The following is a 23,360-nucleotide window of genomic DNA, read 5'->3' on the forward strand; positions in this document are numbered from 1 at the left end:
GAAATGAAAAACAAATTCAGAATATTAAAAATATTAATAACAGTAATCATCTTCGGATTTCTGCTGAGTTTTTCATTGAAAAGATTCAACAATAAAACCATGGAAAAAGTTTCGGTAAATATGACCAAAACAAAACATCCGGTTTATTTCATTGATGAAAAAGATGTGAAGAATATTGTAAAGAAATCCAATCCCACAAGAAGACTTGGCGATATTGACATTCCTGAATTAGAAAAGCAGCTCAACAGACTTCCGGCTGTGGACAGCGCTAATGTGTATCTGAATTTAAACGGAAACCTGAATCTCGACATCAAACAGCGCGTTCCGGCTTTCAGACTGAATACCGGCGGAAGAGATTTTTACGTGGACGGAAAAGGAACGGAGTTCCCGATTTCAGCCAATTATTCTTTTCCGTGTATGCTGGTAACGGGAGACGTTAATCCGTCAGAATATCAAAAACTGGCCGAACTGGTTGATAAAATCGACAGAGACAGTTTCAGCAAAAAATATTTCATCGGGATTTCTAAAGAAAAAGGAGGTTACAATTTATTGACGAGCCAGGGAAATTATAAAGTAGAAATCGGCGAACTGGAAAAAATAGATCTGAAAGTAAAAGGTTTTAAAACTTTTGTGGAGAAACATCTCATTTATCAGCAACCCGAAAAATATACGCGGATCTCAGTAAAATACGACAACCAGATCGTCACCACTCTGAATCCAAATTATAAGGAAAACGACAGTTTGCTTATTCTCGGAACTAAAGAATTGGCAAAAGCACCCGTTAACACGCAGAAAAAAGAAAATACGGAAGTGAAATTTGCGTCTGCGGCTATAAAAAAAGAAACGGAAAAACCGGAAGTCAAAAAAACGGAAACCAAACCGAAAGAAAAACCTAAGGTCACCGCTCCAAAGCCAAAAAAAGCAGAGGAAAAGCCGAAACCCGTACACAAAGAAACCACGAAGCCCAAGGCTTCAACTGCAGATAAAGCTGCCGCTGGGAAACCGGCCTCAAAACCTAAAGCAAAAGTAAAAATAGAATAGGATCAAAATCCTCTGATATTAAAAACATAAAAAATCAAATCGACATACAAATGGAAAATAACGAGTATTCAGTAGGCCTCGACATCGGTACCACAAAGATTGTGGCGATCGTCGGCAGAAGAAATGCCCACGGAAAAATTGAGATTCTCGGCATTGGGAAAGCAAAAAGCCTGGGCGTTCACAAAGGTATTGTAAACAATATCTCCCAAACTATTCAGTCCATCAAAGCTGCTGTAGCAGAGGCGCAGAACAGCGCCGGCGTTCCGATTCATAAGGTAACGGTGGGGATCGCAGGCAAACATATCCGCTCTCTTCAGCACTCAGATTATATCATGAGAGACAATCCAGATCAGTATATCACAGAAGACGATATTGAGAAACTTAAAGATCAGGTAAAAAAACTGGTAATGTTGCCGGGCGAAGAAATCATTCACGTCCTTCCGCAGGAATATAAGGTAGATTCTGAAGGAGAAATCCAGGAGCCTGTCGGAATGCACGGAAAACGTCTCGAAGCCAATTTCCATGTGGTAGTAGGGCAAATGGGAAGCATCAGAAATATCGCAAGATGCGTTCGCGAAGCAGGTCTGGAAATGGAGTCTCTGACGCTGGAGCCTCTTGCTTCCTCCGAATCTGTTTTAACAAAAGAAGAAAAAGAAGCTGGTGTAGCAATCGTCGATATTGGCGGCGGAACTACCGATATCGCTATTTTCAAAGACAATATCATCCGTCATACCTGCGTAATTCCTTACGGTGGCGGAATCATTACTGATGACATTAAAGAAGGCTGCTCCATCATTGAAAAACATGCAGAACAGCTGAAAGTAAAATTCGGTTCGGCCGTTCCAGAACTGGAAAAAGACAGTACTTTCGTCACCATTCCTGGTTTGCACGGAAGACCTGATAAGGAAATTTCCCTGAAAACCTTAGCTCAGGTAGTGAATGCAAGAGTGGAAGAAATTCTGGAAATGGTAAATACTGAACTGAAAGCATACGGTGCGTTCGAGCAAAAGAAAAAACTTATTGCCGGAATTGTACTTACAGGCGGCGGTTCCAATCTCCGTCATCTCCGTCAGCTGGCCAATTACACCACAGGTTTTGACAGCAGAATCGGTTTTGCAAATGAATATGTTGCCAACGATAAAAACCAGTTTTTAAAAGGCCCGGAATATGCGACGTCCATTGGTTTATTAATGGAAAGTCTGAAAATCCGTGATAAGAAAAACATTCCGGAAGAGATCGAAGAAGTGGTAGAAAAACCAGAACCGGTAAAAACCGAAAATGAAGCAGTAACTGCAGAAACTCCTGAATTCAGAACCGAAGAAGAGGTAATAAACCAAACCGCCGAAAGAAGGCGAAACAAACTTACCATCGGCCAGAAGATCATGGAAAGCGTAAAAAAATTCTTTGAAGAAGTTGAATAAAAAAAACATTAATGATGAATGACAGATGATTGTCAGTAATCAATTATCAATTAATAAAAAATTTAAATTATGGAAAATATGAACACACAGGGGTTTTCATTTGATTTGCCAAAAGGAAATTCATCAATTATAAAAGTGATCGGAGTTGGAGGCGGTGGTAACAACGCTTTGAAACACATGTACGAAAGAGGAATTCACGGCGTAGATTTCGTGATTTGCAATACCGATTCTCAAACGCTGGATAACAATCCTGTTTCCAATAAAGTACAGCTTGGCGTTACCATTACTGAGGGATTGGGCGCGGGTGCAGATCCTGAAGTGGGCGAAAAAGCTGCGATTGAAAGTATTGAAGACATCAAAGCTTCAATGGGACAGAATACCAAAATGGTTTTCATCACTGCCGGAATGGGTGGCGGAACCGGAACCGGAGCAGCTCCAGTTATTGCGAAAGTAGCGAAGGACATGGGAATCCTTACCGTAGGAATCGTTACCGTGCCTTTCAGTTTTGAAGGAAAGAGAAGATTGGAACAGGCTGATTTAGGTCTTGAAAAATTAAGAAATAATGTAGACTCATTAATCGTTATTAATAACGATAAACTTCGTCAGCAGTACGGAAATTTGGGTTTCAAATCCGGATTCTCCAAAGCCGATGAAGTGTTAACCAACGCGGCAAAAGGCATGGCTGAAGTAATTACCGGTTATTTCGATGTGAATATCGATTTCCGTGACGCGAAATCTGTCTTGGCTAATTCCGGAACAGCTTTAATGTCAAACGGAATTGCTTCCGGTGAAAACAAAGCCGAAGAAGCCGTGAAAAAAGCTTTAGATTCTCCGTTATTGAATGATAATAAAATTACCGGCGCAAGAAACGTATTGCTTTTGATCAGAAGCGGTTCTGAAGAAGTTACGATGGACGAAATCGGAGTAATTATGGATCATATCCAAAAAGAAGCAGGAAATACTGCCGACATTATTTTCGGGGTGGGAACTGATGAAGAACTGGGCGATGCAGTAAGCGTTTTGGTCATTGCAACAGGCTTCGCAAAAGACCACCAAAAACATTCAGGGACGACAGAGAAAATTAAATTTTCCCTTACCGACAACATGGGCGCACCGGCAAAACCGGAATCTCCTTTCAAACAGAAAATGGAGAAAGAGGAAATTACAAGAGAAAATTTTGCTAGAAAAAGCCTTTTCGTTTTAGATGACGAGGAAGATCTGCAGACTCCTGAATTCAATGTGAAAACGGTAGAAAAAAGCGTTGTTATTGAAAAGGAAGCTCCGGTGGAAATTAAGTTTTTCGATCTGGATGAAGAGGAACAGCCGGAAGCGAAATTCCATATCAATGATGAACCGCAGGAACTGGATCTGTTTTCTTTTGACGACAGCACGTTCGAAACTCCTGAAGTACAGTCCTTCAAATTTGAAACTGAAGAAAAACCTGCGGAATCTAACAACTCTATGTCAGAAGAAAAGCCAATGGAATTCAGTTTTTTCGTAAACGAACCGATTGAGGAGCCCAAAGTTGCGACACCACAGCCTCAGGCAGAAATCAAACCGGAACCGGTTCAGAAAACCGAATTAAAGGTGGAAGAAAAAGTAGTGGAAACAGCCGCTGAAATCAAAGAATTTGAAACTGAAAACGAGTTTACCTTCATCAGTAAAACCACTTCCAGTGATAAAGTTTTGGAAAGAAGAAACAAACTGAAAGAGTTCAATTCAAGGTATCAGACAACGGATCATGAAAGCGATTTCGAAACAGTACCGGCTTTCCGAAGAAAAAATATCAGCATCGAAGGAAGCAACGCATCTGAACATAAAATCAACAGTTTTCTTTCAGAAAACAACGGAAGAATGGAAGTTAGGGAAAATAAATTTTTGAATAAAGATGTAGATTAATAAGCAGTAGAAAGATCATTCCAAAATGTGTACTGAATTATTCAATAAAAATTAAACAACAATGAGTTTAGAAAATACCATCAGCGAGGCGATTAAAACCGCTATGAGAGAAAAAGACAAAGTGGCACTCGACGCTCTCCGCGCCGTAAAAGCGCAGATATTACTGTTGAAAACTGAAGCAAAAGGCGCAGAGGTTTCTGCAGACCAGGAAATTGCCATTTTACAGCGGATGATTAAACAGAGAAAAGATTCTCACGAACAGTTTACTGCACAGAACAGAAATGACCTGGCAGAAGTGGAAACTGCGCAGATGAAAGTGATTGAAAAATTCTTACCGCAACAGCTTTCATCAGAAGAATTAGAAACGGAAATGAAGAAAATCATTGCCGAAACAGGTGCCCAAAGCGCCAAAGACTTAGGAAAAGTAATGGGAATTGCCGGAAAAACATTAGCCGGAAAAAGCGACGGAAAAAGTATTTCCGAAATGGCGAAGAAACTTCTTTCCTAAAAAAAAAACGGATATCCAACCTTTGCATATCGATTTGATTGAAACCCGGAACATTTATGTTTCGGGTTTTTTATTAAATTTAACGACCAAAAAAACTAAAACTTAATGAATCTTTCTTTACGCCTACTGCGGAAATTTTCCGTGTTATTCCCGTGTCTGTTCTTCGGATTTACCTTCTCCCAAACTCTCATTCATCACACCACCAACTGGTTCGGTCCCAACGCTAATCCTGTTCCGGATTTCACCGATGCAACCATTCCTGAAAACACGCAGCTGTCCATATATGGCGATTATTACTATGGATACGGCGATAATACGGAAACTGTGTATATCAAAGCTGAGATCCCATTAATTTCCCAAAAAGTTTCCGTTAAAGTTTGGTCTCCGGTTGCTGAACATTATGAAGTAACGGACGAAATAAAGGAAAAACGAATGATGCTTGAAGGAAACAGTGGTTTCGCTAATGGTGATGTATACATCCAAACCCGGATTTCTTTAGCAAAGGAATTAAAATACCGGCCTTCTGTCATTTTAAACAGCACTTTAAAAACTGCTTCTGGTTCGGGATTTAAAAACCGGCGCTTTTTCAATACAGCCGGATATTATTTTGATACCGAAATCGGGAAAAGTTTCAGGTTTTCAAAAATATATTTTGATGAAATCAGAGTGGTAGGAAATTTCGGATTCTATTCCTGGGACGTGCAGACTCCGAATTCTAACGTGCAGGATGACGCACCGATGTATGGGCTGAAACTCATTCTGAAAAAAAATAATTTTGGCTGGGAAAACACCTTTTCCGGCTATAACGGCTGGATTAACAGAGGTCCCGATTACGGAAACAGGCCAAGTATTTTCGCCTCTAAAATTAATTACTACAACCGCAAAAACACCTACTTTATACAATACCAACATGGTGTCAACGACTTTCCTTACAATCAGATCCGGATCGGAGCAACACTGAATTTCGAATCTCTGACCCCTAATTTCTTCTGACATTATCCCAAAATAAATTCTTACAAATCAAAGAGAATTTTAAACAAACCTGACAAAAAGGCCATCATTGAATTTTGGAATGATTTTGATCATTAATTTGAATGAAATTTAGTGCACAAAAATCTCTAAATTTGTAACATGAGAAATAATCTCAAATTCTAATCAATAAAATAATATAAGATATGTATCCAGAAGAATTAGTAATGCCGATGAAGGCTGAGCTTACCGATAAAGGTTTCCAGGATTTAAGAACGCCTGAAGAAGTAAATAATGCAATTAAAAAAGAAGGCACTACCCTTTTGATGATCAATTCTGTTTGCGGTTGCGCAGCAGGAGCAGCAAGACCGGGAGTTATTTTCTCTTTAACCGGGGAGAAAAAACCAGATCAGTTAACTACTGTTTTCGCAGGTTTTGATACAGATGCCGTTTCCGAAGCTAGAAAATTTTTGGCTCCGTTTCCGCCAAGCTCTCCATGTGTTGCACTTTTCAAGGATGGCGAATTGGTTCACATGCTGGAAAGACACCACATTGAAGGAAATCCGGCAGGAGCAATCGCTGCAAATCTGCAGGCTGCTTATGATGAATACTGCTAAAACGAGTCTTTTAGTTTATAATAAATTCCGTTCATGATGAGCGGAATTTTTTGTTGGTAAAAGGTAATGAGTCTTTAACCGAAAAATATTATATTTGTCCTAATGGCAACAAAAGCGCTTTTTAATACCGTAGTAAATTGGTTTATCCGCCAACGAATAGATCAGATTCAGAATTTCATGAATCACCCTGTCGAAACGCAAAATGGTGTCTTATTTTCCCAGCTTTATCACGCGGAAAATACCGATTACGGAAAAATCCACGGTTTCAGCTCCATCTCAAGTTACGATGATTTCCGTAGAAATGTACCCATTGTCACTTATGAAGATTTCGAGCCTTTTATTGAAAAAGCAAGACAGGGAATACCAGATGTTTTCTGGCCAGGCCACATCCGTAAATTTGCAAAATCCTCCGGGACTACCAATGCGAAAAGTAAATTTATTCCTATTTCTGAAGAATGCCTGGAAGACTGTCATTTCAAAGCCGGAAAAGATCTGCTTTCCATCTATGCCAACAATCATCCGGAAAACTCACTTTTTTCTAATAAAAATCTGCGATTGGGAGGAAGTTCAGAACTGTATGAAGATTTCAATACCAAGTTCGGCGATCTGTCTGCCATTATGATCGAAAACCTTCCTTTTTGGGTGGAAATTACCACGACGCCCAGCAAAAAAGTTTCGCTGATGTCCGAATGGGAAAGCAAACTGAAAGCCATCGTTTCTGAAGTAAAAAATGAAGATGTAGGAAGTATGACGGGCGTTCCGAGCTGGATGATGGTGCTTCTTCAAAGAACTTTAATTGAAACCGGGAAAGAGAACATTGCCGAACTGTGGCCCAATCTGGAAGTATTCTTCCACGGCGGAATCAGTTTTAAACCCTACAAAGAACAGTACCGAAAACTGATCGGCAAGGATATTAATTATTACGAAATCTACAATGCCTCTGAAGGATTTTTTGCCATTCAGGATCAGCCAGGAAGCGATGAAATGCTCCTGATGTTGGATTACGGAATTTTCTATGAATTTATTCCGATGGACACATTCAACCCCGATCATCTGGTGGCGATCCCTCTTGAAGAAGTGGAAATCGGTAAAAATTATGCGATGGTAATCACGACTAACAGCGGACTGTGGCGGTATTTAATTGGTGATACCGTTAAATTTACTTCACTTCATCCTTACCGAATTAAAATCTCCGGCAGAACAAAACATTACATCAATGCTTTTGGGGAAGAACTCATGATTGATAATGTGGAAACGGCGCTCAGCAAGGCGTGCGAAGCGACGGAATCTGCCATTTCAGATTTTACCGGCGCACCGGTTTTTATGAAAGACGGTGAAAGCGGCGCTCACGAATGGATTTTCGAATTCACGAAAGAACCTGCAGATTTAGTCCGTTTCACTGAAGTTTTTGACAACTATCTGAAATCAGTCAATTCCGATTATGAGGCAAAACGATATCATAACATAACGCTGAAGGAACCGATCGTTCATGTGGCAAAACCTCAGCTTTTCTACACCTGGATGTCTCAGCGCGGAAAACTGGGCGGACAGAATAAAGTCCCAAGGCTAAGTAATGACCGCGAATATATCGATCCTTTGCTGAAACTGAACGAATAAAAAAGTCCGCTGAAATTCAGCGGACTTTTTTATTTTTTCTTGAGATCTTCCTTCACTTTTTCGGCGCTTTTTTCAACTTTATCGGCGCCTTTTGCGGTAGCATCTTTTACCTCTTCACCCGCTTTCTGCAGTTTTTCTCCGGCTTTATCGGCAGCGGCATCAATCTTCTCTCCCGCTACATTCAGCTTCTCCTTAGCCTTTTCTACAGTAGCGTTGATCTGGGCGGAATCCAGTGAGGTGGATTTTTCTGTTTCTACCGTTGTTGTAGTAACACTGCCGTCAGGATTTTCGGTGGTTTCCGTTCTTTTTTCTGCTTTTTTGCAACTTATTAAACTGAAAGAAACTGCAGCTGCAATAAAAAGATAATTTTTCATATTTTGTTTATTTTGTGATATTCAAATATAAAAAAAAATTAAGGAATCAGAACGTTTTCTGCAGAATGAACTTCCGCCTGTTTTTTCTTTGCATCTTCTGCTTTTTTCTTATCATCAGCAGCCTTTTTATCGAGTTTTTCTTTTTCATCTTCCATCTTGTTCAAGAGTTTTTCTTCTTCAAGTTTTGTCTGAATTTTCCGGAGGGAATCCTGATATTTCAGGGATGAAATTTTAATCTTCCTCGCAACATCCACCGAAGTAGCTCCGACTGAAAAAGAATCTATAGCAACAGTATCATAAGGCGGAACGGCGGAAGATCTCTCAACCGCAACACGGGTTTTATCGCTTTTCTTACCGCACGAAATCAACAGTAAAAGGAAAGAGAGTGTAAGGATACTTTTCATTTTTAATCAATTTTAAATTCAGTAATCACCGGAAAGTGGTCCGACAGTTTAACGCTTCTATCAACTTTGTAACTGATGGGTTTGATATTTTCCGAGCAGAAAACATGATCAATCCTTATCGGAAATTTGTAATCGTGAAAACTTGTGGAACTACCGTTTCCCGTTTCTACAAAAACGTCTTTAAGATTCTTGCCTAAATGGTAATATTCATAGGAATTGGGAACAGCATTGAAATCTCCTGCTAAAATGACCGGATATGGCGACTGATCAATTGCGGTACGGATCTCCGCAACTTCCTGCTGGTGGATTTTGAAAGTTGGAACCAGTTTTTTCAGGATGTACTTCAGTTTCATCTGGTTCTGATCAAAATCCTGCGTTGGCTTTACTTTTCCTTTGTCAAAAGAAAAAGGAGTCAGATAAACATTGATGATGCGGATGACCTTTCCCTTGAATTCAATATCAGCATAAAAAGCATTGCCGTTTCCAGTGGCAGCGAGTTTGGCCTGACTGATAATTCTGGTTTTGGAATTCAAAGCTACAATTTCATAATCTTTCGTCACATTTGCATAACCCGGGACCGTAAATTCGGAGCCGTATTCCTGACCTAAAATAATATCAGCATCCGTATTCTTCAGATATTCATAAATCTTATCTCTTCCGAAAATTCCACCTTTCATATTAAGCGTGACAACTTTCAGGTTGGGTTTCTCTGAAGTCTTTCCTTTGAAATTGATCCATCTTGTTGTGGGAATAATAAGCGGTATCGAAAGAATTAAAAATAAAAAGCACCTTTTTTTCCAAAGAACAATCCAGAAAAAACACAGGGCAATATTTACAATCATTAAAACGGGAAACATCAGCGAAAGCAAATTAATCCAAGGAAAAACTCTTGGCGGAACATAAGCATTGAGTAACGTTCCGAGTAAAAGAACGATAATAAAAAGATGGATTAGCGTTAAAATAAACCGCAGGAGTTTCACAAAAGATAATTAATTGATTCTGAAACGGTTCTTCTTCCAATAACTTGCCAGAATGTAACCTACAATTGCGCCTCCAACATGAGCCAAATGCGCAATTCCGCCCACATTTCCGGTAACTCCCAAAACTACTGAACCTATGACCACCACAGGAAGTACATATTTTACCTTCACAGGAACCGGAATAAACATAATCATGATTTTCGCATCCGGATAAAGTGTTGCAAATGCAGCAATAACTCCGAAAATCGCTCCGGAAGCTCCTACCATCGGAACGGTAATAATCGACCGCAGATTACTGATAAGTTCCTGCTGTGCAAGAATGGCATCCGAACTCCCTTTAAATGGAACACTTTCACCATCCATATATCCGCTCAAATCGAAACCGAAACTTTGCAGACTTGTTTTTATCTGTTCAACCTCTACAAAATTCCATAAATTAAAAAGGAAAAAAGCGCCCAATCCACTGACAAAATAAAGAATCAGATACTTTTTTTCACCTAAAACCTGCTCAAGTACCGGCCCAAAACTATACAGTGTAAGCATATTAAACAAGATATGCATCAGACTGCCGTGCATAAACATGTGCGTAAGGATCTGCCACGAATGGAAAAACGGGGAGAAAGGATAAAACGCAGCTAAGTATCTGTACATCAGATCACTGTTCAGAAAATAAGTGAGGATAAATACCACTGCATTAATGATAATGATATTGCGGGTAATTGGCGGTATATTGTTAAACATCAGTTTTTAAAATTTATTTTTTAATTCATCAAGCGGAATTTCTGTAAAACATCTTTTTCCGGAAGGTAAAAATTCCGGAAAACCAAGTTCAGTGAAGTCTCGGATAACCTGTTCTGCGTCTACTTTGTAAAGGAAGTCGAAACGGGATTTGCTTTGGGTCTTATTCCATTGGTTGTGATAAAAACTCAGAAATTCTTCCTCTGTTTTATATTCCAGGATTTCAAAAAGATTCTCCATGAATTTCATCACCTGAGTTTCTTTCAACCCTTCCGGAACCGCATCAATCCTTAAAACATTATCGTTAGCGATGATCATCTCAAAGCCAAGTTCTGGCAAATATTTTTTGATGGAACGGAATTTATTTTTCTCCGTCTCGTTCATGTGATATTCCAGAGAAAAAAGCAAGGTATGTTTTTCGCTGCTGCGTTTTTTCTTCGCATTTCTTTCGCTAACAACCAGACGGTGCATCCTGCCCAGATCGAGCATGAGGGTTTTTCCGCCTTTATTAAAAAGCCAGTAACCGTTCGGGAGCCGCATCAAATCTTCATCAAAATCTTCATCCTCAAAAAGATTAATTTTTGACGGTTCAGCCGGAATGTTCTGCTGATACATTTCCGTTATTGCCCTGGTTTCGCCCGCGGAAACTCTCTCTTCAAGAAACGGATTATAATCGCGGTCAACGGTAATTTCGGGTGCTCTGAAACTTCCGCCACCACTGCTTTTTTGATGAACAAAAGCGTCTATACTGGTATCTCTGTCGAAATCAAGACTTGGCGCCACATTGTAAATTCCTAAAGATTTTTTTATTGTGGAGCGTACCAACGCGAAAATTAAATTTTCATCTTCAAATTTTACTTCTGTTTTTTGAGGATGAATATTCACATCCACTTTCTCAGGATCAAGTTCTAAAAACAGGAAAAATGTGGGAATGTAACCCGGCAAAAGCAATCCTTCGAATGCTTCCTGAACCGCTTTATTGAAATAAGCACTCCTGAAAAATCTTCCGTTGACGAAGAAAAACTGTTCGCCGCGAACTTTTTTGGCGCCTTCAGGTTTTGCAACGAACCCGTTCAGTTTCACCCAGCCTAAATCTTCTTTAATCGGAACTAAAATCTGATGAAGTTTACGACCGAAAATTTCCACAATTCTTTGCAGCAAGCTTGATTTCCTTAACCTGAAAACAACGTCATCGTTATGAAAAAGCTCAAAATCTAGATTTTCATGCGCCAGTGCAACCCTTTGAAATTCATCAATGATATGACGAAATTCTACATTATTATTCTTGAGAAATTTACGTCTCGCAGGAACGTTGTAAAAAAGGTTTTTTACTAAAAAGTTCGATCCTTCTACAGTTTGGATCGGTTCCTGAAACTGAAAACCACCACCCTCAATATAAATATTGGTACCGGTTTTAGCGTCTCTGGTTTTGGTTTTTAATTCTACCTGCGCAACTGCCGCGATGGAAGCAAGCGCTTCACCACGGAATCCTTTGGTTGAAATTCTGAAAATATCCTCAGTCGTACTGATTTTTGAGGTCGCATGTCTTTCGAAAGCGAGCCTCGCGTCGGTATCGCTCATTCCGCTTCCGTTGTCCACCACCTGGATTAAATTTTTGCCCGCGTCACGAACAATGAGTTCAACTTTTGTTGCACCAGCATCAATGGCATTCTCCATGAGTTCTTTCACGATAGATGCAGGCCGCTGCACCACTTCACCCGCGGCGATTTGGTTGGCGACATGATCGGGTAAAAGTTTTATAATATCTGACATTCTTTTATAATCCCACAAAAATAATGATTAGATTCGGGGTTTTGAGATTTTAATAATTAATACTTTTTGGCTGTTATCTGTATTTAGCTGCGTCTATTTTACCTGAAACTTTGTGAAAGATTTTTTCGGAAAGATTTCTTTTGTCGGAAAGGTGTTTCAGTTCAAACGGTCTTTTCTTTCTGATGACCATGAAATGATAATCTTCTTCTTCCCAAATTCCGTATTTCTCGAAATAAACCAGTTCTAAACTGTGCATTTCTAGATGTTTCATTATGCTGAAAAGCTCTACTTCCTGATCAATGACCTGCAGACTTTCTGGATGGTTAATCCTTGCATAGCCAATATATTGCGGGTTCGGAATATTAATAAGTATATTGGTTTTATCGGTAGCGATTCTTGCTAAATTTCCGAAAAGTTCTTCATGATGTTCCAAAGGAATATGTTCAATCACATCCATAAGGGTTATCATTTCGAAACCGTCATTTTTCGGCTGGTATTTTACAACATCGGCAACATCAAAATGAATGTTTTTTTTGTCCTTCAGTTCCTGCCGGGCGACAGCAATGCTTTTTTCACTCAGATCCACGGCTTCGATAATTCCGTTGGTCACTTTCTTAGAAAGAAGTTTTGTGAAAATTCCAACGCCGCATCCGAGCTCGAGGACTTTAGAATCAGCATTTAAACCGCCATTCAGCAGCCTTTTGTAAAGCGAGATAAGCCTTTCGTTGGCTCCTATTTTGAGCTGTCTCTGAACATATTCATCATAAAACTCAGAGATTTCATTTTGTTTCATTGGGTAAAAATAAGGATTTTTCTTGTTCTTTATTAATCAAAAACTTCCTGAGAATCCCAGGAAGTTTTCATATCAATTTTCAGTCCGTTTATTATTTTTTCAAAGCCTTGAAGCCCATTTCAAATAATGCAAAACTCAGCAAATCAGCATTTTCACCAATTACCTGATCAGTACTTCTTCCGGCACCGTGCCCTGCATTTACTTCAATTCTTACCAAAACCGGATTGTTGCAGGCCTGTTTTTCCTGAAGTTCAGCCCCGAATTTAAATGAATGTGCGGGAACCACCCTGTCATCGTGATCACTTGTAATAATCATGGTTGACGGATAGCAAACGTCTTTTCTGACATTATGAACCGGGGAATAAGATTTCAGATAATCAAACATTTCTTTGCTGTCTTCAGCGGTACCGTAATCGTAGCTCCAGCCGGCTCCTGCTGTGAATTTATTATAACGGAGCATATCGAGAACCCCAACTCCCGGGAAAGCAACTTTTGCCAAATCGGGACGCATCGTCATGGTTGCACCCACTAAAAGTCCACCATTTGAACGGCCTGAAAGCGCCATATATTCTTTAGAAGTATAGCCTTTGCTCTGTAGATATTCTCCTGCCGCGATAAAATCATCAAATACATTTTTCTTCTGCATTTTGGTGCCCGCATCGTGCCATTTCTTTCCGTATTCACCGCCGCCGCGGATGTTCGGAACGGCGTAAATTCCTCCATTTTCCATCCAGATGGCATTTATAACTGAAAATGCAGGCTGCAGGCTGATGTTGAAACCTCCGTAAGAATATAAAATCGTTGGATTTTTACCGTCAAGTTTTGTCCCTTTTTTGTAATTAATCATCATCGGAATTTTCGTTCCGTCTTTGGAAGTGTAAAAAACCTGTTCTGACACATAATCTTCCGGATTGAATTTTACTTTCGGTTTTTGATAAACTTCAGATTTACCGGTTTCTGCGTTGAATTTATAAGTTGTTCCCGGTGTAATATAATTGGTGAAAGAAAAATAAAGATCCTTTTCGTTAGCTTTTCCGCCAAAACCTGCAGCAGTACCAATTCCCGGCAAACCGATGGTTCTCATCAGTTTTCCGTCATAATCAAACTGTTTAACAGAAGTAACAGCGTCTTTCATGTATTTGGCAAAAATATAACCGCCACCCGTTGAAACACTTAACACATTTTCAGTTTCCGGAATCACATCGGTCCAAACATCCGGTTTATTGATATTAAATTTCACCAAACGCATGTTGGGAGCGTTCTTATCTGTCAAAGCGTAAATAAAATCTCCTTTTGAATCAACAAAATCTGTATTGAAATCATATCCTTTCTGAACAGGAATAAAATCGGTTTTCTGTTTTAAATCTTTTATATAAAGTTCATTTCCGTTTGTGGCTTCCGACGCGCTCAGAACTTGATATCTTTCATCGTCAGAAACTCCGATTCCCATATATCTGCGCTTGAAATTTTCGCCACCGATAACCAGTTTATCAGCAGACTGCTTGGTTCCAAGCTTATGGAAATATACTTTGTGTGTATCGGTTTTTGCTGAAAGCTCACTTCCTTTCGGCTTATCATAGCTTGAATAGAAAAATCCTTCATCACCTAACCATGAAGCTCCGGAAAACTTAACGTCAATAATGGTTTCGTCGATTACTTTCTTAGTTAAAGCATCGAGAATAATAATTTTATTCCAGTCGCTTCCGCCTTCAGAAATTGAATAGGCCACTAAAGTCCCCTTCTTGTTGAATGAAACGCCGGCTAATGAGGTGGTTCCTTTTTCGGAAAATTTATTAGGATCCAGAAAAACTTCTGTTTTGCCTGCTTTATCCGTCCGGTAAAGAACAGACTGCGCCTGAAGTCCGTCATTTTTATAATAATATGTATAATCGCCTTCTTTGAAAGGAGCGCCAATTTTTTCATAATTCCAGATGTCTTTCAGCTGCGCGCGGATCTCTTCACGGAAAGGGATTTTCTGAAGATAATTATTGGTAAACGCCACCTCGCGCTGTACCCAGTCTTTGGTATCTTCGGCACGGTCATCTTCCAGCCAGCGGTAGGAATCTTCAACTTTGGTTCCGAAATAATCATCAGAATGGGAAACTTTTTTGGTTTCAGGATACTTGAAATTGTTAGTCATTTTTTGTGCACTCATCATGTTAACCGCAAAAGCAGCAACAGCAACAGTTAGAATTTGTACTTTCATTAAATCAATTTTACCAAAAATATAACTTTTATATCATTTTGGCGATTGTTGCCTAAACATTAACAAACTTTACCATTATTTAATATGTAAAGGGTATGCAATTTGCTTAAATTTATGCTCAGAATAAAAGTAATATGAAAAAAGAAACAGGAATTTTATTGGCTGGAAGTATGGGAGTATTAATCGGTCTCGGTTTTTTAGGTGTGCAAAAGTTCTTATCCAAAAAACATAAAGACTATCATGATTACTATTCGGATTTTCACCGCCATTTTGAAAAAAGACACAAAAAAGAAGAAGGACACCACGGGGTAGAATACTTATCAATGCTTTAAAAGACAACTGTCTTTAATACCAAATCCTGATTTTTACGAAATCAGGATTTTTTTGTGGAAAACTTCGTTCTTAAAACTTATTATTTTCGGTGATTCAGAATTTAATTTAGCAAAATAAAAAACATGTCGAACGAAAACTTCATCAAAGGTCAGGGCGCAAAGCGAAACGAAAACAACCGTTTCGACCGTTTCACTTTTGAGCCTGAGGAAGAAGATTTTCAGACATCAAAAACCACTTTCACGGAAGTCTACCCGAAAACCATCGTTAATGATGTGAAAAGTCCGGATCTACGGATGGAATATTCTCTGAATCCTTACCAAGGCTGCGAACACGGCTGTTCCTACTGTTTTGCACGACCAACTCATGAATATTGGGGATTTTCCGCCGGAACTGACTTTGAAAGAAAAATAATGGTGAAGAAAAATGCACCTGAACTTCTCGAGAAATTTTTCCGGAAAAGGAATTATATTCCCAAAACCATAACCCTTTCAGGAAATACCGACTGTTATCAACCCGCCGAAAGGACATTTGAAATTACGAGAAAAATTTTGAAACTCTGTCTTGAATACCGTCATCCGGTTTCGATATTAACGAAAAATGCTTTGGTTTTACGCGATCTGGATATTCTGAAAACAATGGCAGAGCAGAATTTGGTTTCCGTTTCATTAAGTATACCGACAATCAACGAAGAAATCCGTCGAAAAATGGAACCCAGAACTTCCTCCGTAAAAAATAAGCTGAAAGCCATTGAAATTCTTACAGAAAATAAAATACCGACAGGAGTAATGGTTGCACCGGTAATTCCCGGACTGACGAGCGATGAGAGTCTTAATATTCTTAAAACCATTTCTGAAGCAGGCGCTGAAAAATTCGGATATGTTCTGGTAAGATTAAATGATACGGTCGAACCGGTTTTTGTTAACTGGATTAATGCACATTTCCCCGACAGAGCGCAGAAAGTTTTAAACCTGATCCGATCAATGCGCGGCGGAAACTTAGGCGAAAAAAGATACCACGAAAGATACAAAGGCGAAGGAAACATTGCTGAAATGATTCACGATACATTTGCTTTAGGGAAAAGAAAATACTTCGCGGAAAAACAACCTACTGCACTTTCGGCTGAAAATTTCACAGGTACCAAAGATCAACAGCTGAAACTTTTCTGACATTTCTCGAGATTGTACGCTTTAAAATCAATAAAATTTGTTGCATAAACGATATTGCATGAAGTTTTTGGTTATTTTTATCAAAATTTTCAGAAATGGTTTTAAGCAGAATTTGGAGTGCTTTTATTATTGTCGCAATTCTAGTTGCAAGTGTAAAATATTTGTTTTCAGACAATTACAAAGCAATTTACAACGACATGGTGGTTGGAAAAAGTGGTGACACCGTGCAAATTGCTTCGAAAAACATCAATGAAATGTCACCATCGGTGAAAGAAGCCCTGCTTTTGAAAGCTGCTTTTGACGAAAACAGAATTCATTATAAAACCGATTCAGGAAAATCGAATGTAAAGGTTTACCGAGTTCAGGAAACGGATGGCGTTATCGGAACGTCGGAGACTGCGGTGAAAATCTGTCTTGGTTTAATTGGTATTATGACGCTTTTCATGGGCTTTATGAGTATCGCGGAAAAAGCAGGAGGAATCAATTTATTATCAAGATTAATTCAACCTTTCTTCTCCAAGTTATTTCCCGAAATCCCTAAAAACCATCCATCTTTCGGACACATGCTGCTGAATTTTTCTGCCAATCTGCTCGGTTTAGATAATGCCGCAACTCCTTTTGGTTTAAAAGCAATGGAAAGTTTACAGACTTTAAATCCCGATAAGGACAGAGCCAGCAATTCGCAGATCATGTTCCTTTGCCTTCATGCAGGAGGTTTGACGCTGATTCCCGTTTCTATTATTGCCATTCGGGCTTCCATGGGCTCCCATACTCCTACCGATATTTTTCTGCCGTGTATGATTGCAACTTTCGCGGCAACACTTGCAGCGATGATTGTTGTTTCCCTTTATCAGAAAATAAATCTGCTTCAGCCAGCTGTAATAGCGTACGTCGGCGGCATCGCCGCAATCATCGGATTATTAGTGGTTTATCTCGTAAGCTTAAGCAAAGAAGGTCTGGATAATTTCAGTATGTTACTAAGCAACGGGATTATTCTGCTCATATTTTTTGCGATCGTTTTGGGTGGGATTTACAAAAAAATAAATGTCTTTGATGCTTTTATCGACGGTGCGAAAGAAGGATTCTGGACCTGCGTAAAAATCATTCCGTATTTAGTGGGAATGCTGATCGCGATTTCCTTATTGAGAACTTCCGGCGTTTTCGACGTATTGATTGACGGGATGAAATGGGTCGCTGCTGTCGTTGGTTTTGACACCAGATTTGTGGACGGTTTACCAACCGCGTTAATTAAACCGCTTTCCGGCTCCGGTGCGAGAGGAATGATGGTGGATACGATGCAGACTTTCGGGGCAGACAGTTTCCAGGGAAGGCTGGCCGCAGTTTTACAGGGAAGTTCGGATACTACTTTTTATGTGATCGCAGTTTATTTTGGCGCCGTCGGAATTAAAAACACGAGATATACGGTAACCGCGATGCTTCTGGCAGATTTGGTTGGAATTATTACTTCTGTTATTCTGGCTTACCTTTTCTTTGCTTAATATTAAAAGATACTTAAAATGATACACGATAAAGATTACATTATCAGGATTGTAAAACAATTTTCAGAATTTCTTTCAAAAATGATTCTGGGAGGAAAAAATGAAGGTGAACTTTCTGAATGGGAAAGAATTTTTGATACCAACATGAATGATACTTTCAAGATGGATTTCGATACGCTTTCATCGAAATCATCGGAGGAAATTATAGCGTTGGTGGAGGAAAAGGACAAATCCCATCACATCCCTTATTTTGAACTTTTGGGGCACTTATTTTACTTCAAAAACAGAGAGAACCAAAACAAAAATTTTGCAGAAAAAAGCAAAACCTTTTATGAACTGTATCTGCAGAAAAGCGGAATATTTTCAATGCCCGTTGTTTCAAGAATCAATGAGTTAAAAGGTCAGCTGTAACATTTTATTAAAAACTCCGTCTTATTGTGTAAACTTCCTTATGAAAAAAACTGCAGTTCTTTTGCTGAGCCTGATGTCCTTTTTTGCCTTTTCCCAGAAGAAATGGTCACTTCAGGAATGTGTGAATTACGCACTGGAAAATAACCTGCAGGTTCTTCAAAACCAACTCAATACCAAAACTCAGGATAACACGCTGCAGATTGCAAAAAGACAGTACCTACCTTCCGTTTCGGGCAACATTAACAATAGTGCGTCATTCGGTCAGGGACGGGATGTCTTTGGAAATACCAACAGGAACGATAATTTCAGCAACAGTGCCAATATCGGTGCCGATATTTTAGTTTTCAACAACGGCCGGTTAGAAAAAAACATCAGAAAAACGGAGTTTGAAGTTGAAGCAAGTAAATTTGATCTTGAAAAAATTAAAAACGACATTTCTTTACAGATTGCGCAACAGTATTTATCTGTTTTACTGAACAGGGAGATCACAAAAATTTCGGAAAGCGCACTTGAAAATGCTGATAAACTTTACAAAAGAGCAAAAATTACGACCGACGTCGGCACAACGCCACAGACGATTTTAGCTGAAGCCGAAGCTGCGCTGGCAAGGGAAAAACAAAATGTAAAAACCGCGGAAATCAATACCAACAGAAGTTTATTTGCATTAGCAATGCTTCTTCAGCTTCCCGATTATAAAAACTTTGATGTACAGGAAGTTCCTCTCGAAAACATGCTTGATGCGCCACTTTTCACCGCAGAAAACATTATTACAAAAGCCTACGAAAATCAGCCTCAGCTGAAAGCAGCAGAAAGCCGAATAAAGTCTGCAGAAGCACAAACTGAAGTGACGAAAACCGCTTTCTGGCCAACGGTGACAGCAAATGCCGGCATTGGATCATCCTATTTTTATCTGATGAGTGCAGGAACTGATATTAATGGAAACAAAATTCAGCAAACCGGGTTTTTCAAACAGTATAAAGACAATTTTGGACAGCAGCTTGGTTTGTCAGCTAACATTCCTATTTTCAATAAAGGAATTACGAAACTTCAGGTAGAACAGTCGAAAATTAATGAAGATATCGCAAAAACTTCTTTATTACAGCAAAAACAGGACGTCTTGCAGAATGTTCAGAAAGCCCAGTTTGATGCGGAAAGCAATTACCAAAATTATCTTGCAGCAGCAGAAGCCGAAAGAAGTTCAAAACTCGCACTGGACTTTGCGGAGAAAAGCTTTGCAGCAGGAAGAACTACCATTTACGATCTTAATATTGCCAGAAACAATTACGCAAATGCCCAGGGATCGGTAGCTCAGGCAAAATACAACTATCTATTCAGCATGAAATTACTTAATTTCTATGCCGGCATTCCTTTAAGTCTTTAGCCGGTTCTGAGGATTATTCTTAAATTGGTCACCGATTTTGTAATCACCGAATACTTTAAGAATGTCCATCAAAAATCTAGAAAAATATTTGCCGGAACACACTTTTCCCTTTCTCAGAAAGTGGTTTGGCGAACATTATATTCACATTAAAATCACGAGGGGAAGAAATTCAAAATTAGGTGATTACCGGAAAATGCCGGATAAATCCCATCAAATCACGATCAATTCAACCCTACAGCCACAACTTTTCTTTTTTGTATTCACTCACGAACTTGCTCACCTTTTGGCATTTGAGAATTTCGGAGGCAGAATATCACCGCATGGAGCAGAATGGAAAAACACTTTCAGAACGATGCTTCTGGAAAGTATTTCCATTTATTCGGACGATTTAAAACCAATAATTCTTAAATTTTCCAAGTCGCCGAAAGCTAATTTCATGTCGAGTCCGGATTTGGTAAGATACTTTCACATTGAAGATTACGAGGACGAAAGTTCTTATGTGGAAGACTTAAACGCAGGCGACCGCTTTATTTACCGTAAACAGACTTATATCATTGAGGAGCTCCGTAAAAAAAACTATCTTTGTAAGAATCTCGATAACGGGAAAAAATATATTTTCAAACCTTTAGCAAGAGTAGAAAAAATAAGTTAAGCATGTCTAAATCAAACAATTACTGCGTCATAATGGCAGGAGGAATTGGCAGCAGATTCTGGCCAATGAGTACACAGAAATATCCCAAACAGTTTCAGGATATTTTGGGAACCGGAAGAACGATGATCCAGCAAACCTATGACAGAATCAGCCAAAGTGTTCCACCAGAGAACATCTTTGTGATCACTAATAAAGAATATGTTTCCCTTACCGAACAGCAGCTTCCGGAACTCACAGCAGATAATATTGTAGGAGAACCGCTGATGAAAAATACAGCTGCCTGTAATATTTATATGGCGAAAAAAATTGCAGCGATTAATCCGGATGCCAACATGATTGTTCTTCCGGCAGATCATTTAATTCTAAAAGAAAATATCTTTCTCCAGAAAGTGGAACTTGCATTCACTCTTGCAGAAAAAAACGATTATCTGATTACTTTAGGAATCACTCCGACACGTCCGGATACGGGTTATGGCTATATTCAGTTCGAAGAAAAAAAAGCCTCTGAGTACTTTAAAGTAAAAACTTTCACCGAAAAACCGAACCTTGAAATTGCCAAAACCTTTTTGGAAAGCGGCGATTTCCTCTGGAATGCGGGGATTTTTATCTGGAATGTAAAGTCCATTCTGGCGGCTTTTGACAAGCATCTTGATGAAATGTCACAACAATTTGTGAGTTGCGAGTACAACAGCAAAGACGAAGAAAGATGCATTGAAATGATTTATCCGAAAGTGGCAAAAATATCAATTGACAACGGGATTTTAGAGAAGGCTAAAAATGTATATGTCATCCCCGCAGATCTGGGCTGGAGCGATTTGGGAACCTGGACTTCAGTATATGAAAACGCCCATAAAGACCAGGACAATAACGCCATTAATTCCAAGCATATCCTCACCTATAATTCTAAAGGGAACATCATCCGGCTTAAAAGCAGCAGCAAAGCTGCAATTATCGATGGAATGGAAAATTACATCATTGTAGATACCGAGAAAGCCCTTTTGATCTGTCCGAGAGAGAATGACCAGCTTATTAAAGAATATATTCACGATTTGAAAACCCTTAAAAAGGGGGAGAAATTTCTATAAAATACCGCTGTAAAAATTAAATCCTTCCATAAAATCTGGAAGGATTTTTATACTTAATAACGAAAAGAAGTTACACTAAATTTTAACGTTAATTTTCTGAATATCAATTTCTTCCAGACACGCCCAGTCGCCACGATAACATGGCTTGTCACCGAAAACAGAGCATGGTCTGCACGTAAGATCTGTTATCTGAACAGCATCATTCTCATTTTGTCCATAACCTAAAAACCCCGCAAACGGATGGGTCGATCCCCAAATTGAAACACACCGTGTACCTACAAGACTTGCCAGATGCATGTTAGCCGAATCCATTGAAATCATGGTTTCCATTTCCGATATTTTCTTAAGTTCTTCCTTAATAGATAATTTCCCTGCAAAATTTTCTGTGTTGGGAATCTGTCTTACCCAATTATCAAGAATTTCAATTTCAGATTTTCCGCCTCCGAAAAAATAAACTTTATGTTTTTTGGAAAGGATTTTTGCGAGTTCAAAGGATTTTTCAAGCGGAAGCATTTTTCCCTCATGCTGAGCGAACGGAGCAAATCCAACTCCGGATTTCTCTGCACAGACGGTTCTGTACTGATATGACAATTTAACCGAAAAGCCCATCTCCCTGAAAACATCGGCGTAACGTTCTGTATTTCGTTTCAGCGGTATTTTTTCAAGATTCCGGATATTGGTTAAATCTTCTTTTTCCTTTTTTCCCTTATTGATGATGGAAACCTTATATCCTTTCATCTTAAAAACCCTGCTAAGGATTTTAGTCCGTATAACATCATGTAAATCAGCTACATAATCTGGCTTAAAATCTTTCGTTAATTCCTTTGCCAATTTCCGGATTCCAAAAAATCCGCTGTATTCATCGATATCAACGCCTTTAAAGATAAGGTTCGGGATACCTTCAAACAGATCTTTAAAATTTTTGCGCGAAACCATTACGATTTCTACTCCTGGGTTTTGCTCCAGAAATTCGGTCAGAACAGGAACGGTCATCGCAACATCACCAAAAGCAGAAAACCGGTATGCTAATATTTTGATCACTTTTTTAACTGATATGCGACCGCGTAAAACTTAATCTGTTTGGTCATTGCCATTAAACCGTTGGCTCTGGAAGGGGAAAGAAATTCCTGCAAACCGATATCGGAAATAAACTGAAAATCGGAATCTAAAATTTCCTGGGTGGAATGGCCGCTGTAAATAGAGACCAAAAGGGAAACAATTCCTTTTGGTAAAATACCGTCAGAATCTGCATTGAAAAAGAGTTTTCCGTCTGTAAATTCAGCATCAATCCAAACTTTAGACTGGCAGCCTCTAATTAAATTTGAATCTGTTTTTTTGTCTTCGGGAAGTCCTTTCAGCTCTTTTCCGAGGTCGATAATATATTCGTATTTCTGTTCCCAGTCTTCAAGAAAGGCAAATTCTTCAACGATCTCCTGCTGTTTTTCTTTGATGGTCATCTTTCACTTTCAATTTGTGCAAAGATAAGAAATGTG

General features: G+C 39.1%; 23 protein-coding genes. 14 read left to right on the top strand and 9 right to left on the bottom strand.

All coding sequences use genetic code 11. The features are described from left to right. The first annotated feature begins 3 nt into the window (after positions 1-3). The 7 genes from KSK37_RS11470 to KSK37_RS11500 all read left to right on the top strand — a co-directional run bounded on the left by KSK37_RS11470 (position 4) and on the right by KSK37_RS11500 (position 8,072). A complete protein-coding gene (locus KSK37_RS11470) occupies positions 4-1,041 on the top strand; it encodes a cell division protein FtsQ/DivIB (protein ID WP_246566535.1) in 1,038 nt (345 codons plus the stop codon). A 50-nt stretch (positions 1,042-1,091) separates the two neighbouring features. Next, the gene (ftsA, locus tag KSK37_RS11475) at positions 1,092-2,462 is read left to right on the top strand and encodes a cell division protein FtsA (RefSeq protein ID WP_217201642.1); all 1,371 of its coding nucleotides are present in this window, start codon (positions 1,092-1,094) and stop codon (positions 2,460-2,462) included. Between the two features lie 69 nt (positions 2,463-2,531). Beyond that, entirely contained in the window at positions 2,532-4,361 is a 1,830-nt protein-coding gene (gene ftsZ / locus KSK37_RS11480) for a cell division protein FtsZ (protein ID WP_217201644.1), read from the top strand. A gap of 61 nt (positions 4,362-4,422) precedes the next feature. Next, positions 4,423-4,869, top strand: a complete 447-nt coding sequence (locus tag KSK37_RS11485; RefSeq protein WP_088359162.1) for a GatB/YqeY domain-containing protein — start codon at positions 4,423-4,425, stop codon at positions 4,867-4,869. A 105-nt stretch (positions 4,870-4,974) separates the two neighbouring features. Then, complete coding sequence (locus KSK37_RS11490; RefSeq protein ID WP_217201646.1) at positions 4,975-5,862, top strand: hypothetical protein; 888 nt, start codon at positions 4,975-4,977, stop codon at positions 5,860-5,862. A gap of 182 nt (positions 5,863-6,044) precedes the next feature. Further along, the gene (locus tag KSK37_RS11495) at positions 6,045-6,455 is read left to right on the top strand and encodes a BrxA/BrxB family bacilliredoxin (RefSeq protein ID WP_088359160.1); all 411 of its coding nucleotides are present in this window, start codon (positions 6,045-6,047) and stop codon (positions 6,453-6,455) included. 102 nt (positions 6,456-6,557) lie between these two features. Beyond that, positions 6,558-8,072, top strand: coding sequence for a GH3 auxin-responsive promoter family protein (locus KSK37_RS11500; protein WP_088359159.1), 1,515 nt, complete (start codon positions 6,558-6,560; stop codon positions 8,070-8,072). Positions 8,073-8,101: 29 nt separating this feature from the next. On the opposite strand, the gene KSK37_RS11505 is transcribed toward KSK37_RS11500, so the two are convergent. From KSK37_RS11505 to KSK37_RS11535, 7 genes are all read right to left on the bottom strand, one after another. Next, on the bottom strand, positions 8,102-8,446 hold the full coding sequence (locus KSK37_RS11505; RefSeq protein WP_217201648.1) for a hypothetical protein: 345 nt from the start codon (positions 8,444-8,446) through the stop codon (positions 8,102-8,104). 38 nt (positions 8,447-8,484) lie between these two features. Next, the gene (locus KSK37_RS11510; RefSeq protein ID WP_217201650.1) at positions 8,485-8,850 is read right to left on the bottom strand and encodes a hypothetical protein; all 366 of its coding nucleotides are present in this window, start codon (positions 8,848-8,850) and stop codon (positions 8,485-8,487) included. 2 nt (positions 8,851-8,852) lie between these two features. Continuing rightward, a complete protein-coding gene (locus KSK37_RS11515; protein ID WP_217201652.1) occupies positions 8,853-9,830 on the bottom strand; it encodes an endonuclease/exonuclease/phosphatase family protein in 978 nt (325 codons plus the stop codon). Positions 9,831-9,839: 9 nt separating this feature from the next. After that, the gene (locus KSK37_RS11520; RefSeq protein ID WP_217201653.1) at positions 9,840-10,571 is read right to left on the bottom strand and encodes a rhomboid family intramembrane serine protease; all 732 of its coding nucleotides are present in this window, start codon (positions 10,569-10,571) and stop codon (positions 9,840-9,842) included. A gap of 6 nt (positions 10,572-10,577) precedes the next feature. Next, positions 10,578-12,341, bottom strand: a complete 1,764-nt coding sequence (gene mutL, locus KSK37_RS11525; protein ID WP_217201655.1) for a DNA mismatch repair endonuclease MutL — start codon at positions 12,339-12,341, stop codon at positions 10,578-10,580. 73 nt (positions 12,342-12,414) lie between these two features. Next, entirely contained in the window at positions 12,415-13,134 is a 720-nt protein-coding gene (locus tag KSK37_RS11530; RefSeq protein WP_217201657.1) for a class I SAM-dependent methyltransferase, read from the bottom strand. Between the two features lie 91 nt (positions 13,135-13,225). Beyond that, positions 13,226-15,340 carry a prolyl oligopeptidase family serine peptidase gene (locus tag KSK37_RS11535; RefSeq protein ID WP_217201659.1) on the bottom strand — a complete coding sequence of 705 codons (2,115 nt, stop codon included), beginning with the start codon at positions 15,338-15,340 and terminating at the stop codon, positions 13,226-13,228. Positions 15,341-15,474: 134 nt separating this feature from the next. Here KSK37_RS11535 and KSK37_RS11540 point away from each other — a divergent pair, with 134 nt between their 5' ends. From KSK37_RS11540 to KSK37_RS11570, 7 genes are all read left to right on the top strand, one after another. Beyond that, positions 15,475-15,672 carry a hypothetical protein gene (locus KSK37_RS11540; RefSeq protein ID WP_088359151.1) on the top strand — a complete coding sequence of 66 codons (198 nt, stop codon included), beginning with the start codon at positions 15,475-15,477 and terminating at the stop codon, positions 15,670-15,672. Positions 15,673-15,795: 123 nt separating this feature from the next. Further along, positions 15,796-16,839: a PA0069 family radical SAM protein gene (locus KSK37_RS11545; RefSeq protein WP_217201661.1), complete on the top strand. Its 1,044-nt coding sequence runs from the start codon at positions 15,796-15,798 to the stop codon at positions 16,837-16,839. A 95-nt stretch (positions 16,840-16,934) separates the two neighbouring features. Then, positions 16,935-18,338, top strand: coding sequence for a nucleoside recognition domain-containing protein (locus tag KSK37_RS11550; protein WP_217201663.1), 1,404 nt, complete (start codon positions 16,935-16,937; stop codon positions 18,336-18,338). A gap of 18 nt (positions 18,339-18,356) precedes the next feature. Next, positions 18,357-18,749 (top strand): hypothetical protein, encoded by a 393-nt coding sequence (locus KSK37_RS11555; RefSeq protein ID WP_217201665.1) that lies wholly within the window; start codon positions 18,357-18,359, stop codon positions 18,747-18,749. A gap of 40 nt (positions 18,750-18,789) precedes the next feature. Next, complete coding sequence (locus KSK37_RS11560) at positions 18,790-20,130, top strand: TolC family protein (protein WP_088359147.1); 1,341 nt, start codon at positions 18,790-18,792, stop codon at positions 20,128-20,130. A gap of 61 nt (positions 20,131-20,191) precedes the next feature. Next, a complete protein-coding gene (locus tag KSK37_RS11565; protein ID WP_217201667.1) occupies positions 20,192-20,782 on the top strand; it encodes a SprT-like domain-containing protein in 591 nt (196 codons plus the stop codon). Positions 20,783-20,784: 2 nt separating this feature from the next. Beyond that, positions 20,785-21,867, top strand: a complete 1,083-nt coding sequence (locus KSK37_RS11570; protein ID WP_246566537.1) for a mannose-1-phosphate guanylyltransferase — start codon at positions 20,785-20,787, stop codon at positions 21,865-21,867. Positions 21,868-21,942: 75 nt separating this feature from the next. Here the strand turns inward: KSK37_RS11570 and KSK37_RS11575 are convergent, their stop codons facing one another. Next, positions 21,943-22,905: a glycosyltransferase family 9 protein gene (locus KSK37_RS11575; protein WP_088359455.1), complete on the bottom strand. Its 963-nt coding sequence runs from the start codon at positions 22,903-22,905 to the stop codon at positions 21,943-21,945. Then, positions 22,905-23,324 carry a SufE family protein gene (locus KSK37_RS11580; RefSeq protein WP_217201668.1) on the bottom strand — a complete coding sequence of 140 codons (420 nt, stop codon included), beginning with the start codon at positions 23,322-23,324 and terminating at the stop codon, positions 22,905-22,907. The genes KSK37_RS11575 and KSK37_RS11580 overlap by 1 nt, the downstream gene beginning before the upstream one ends. Between the last annotated feature and the right edge of the window lie 36 nt (positions 23,325-23,360).

Source organism: Kaistella soli (assembly GCF_019038595.1).
Classification (GTDB): domain Bacteria; phylum Bacteroidota; class Bacteroidia; order Flavobacteriales; family Weeksellaceae; genus Kaistella; species Kaistella soli.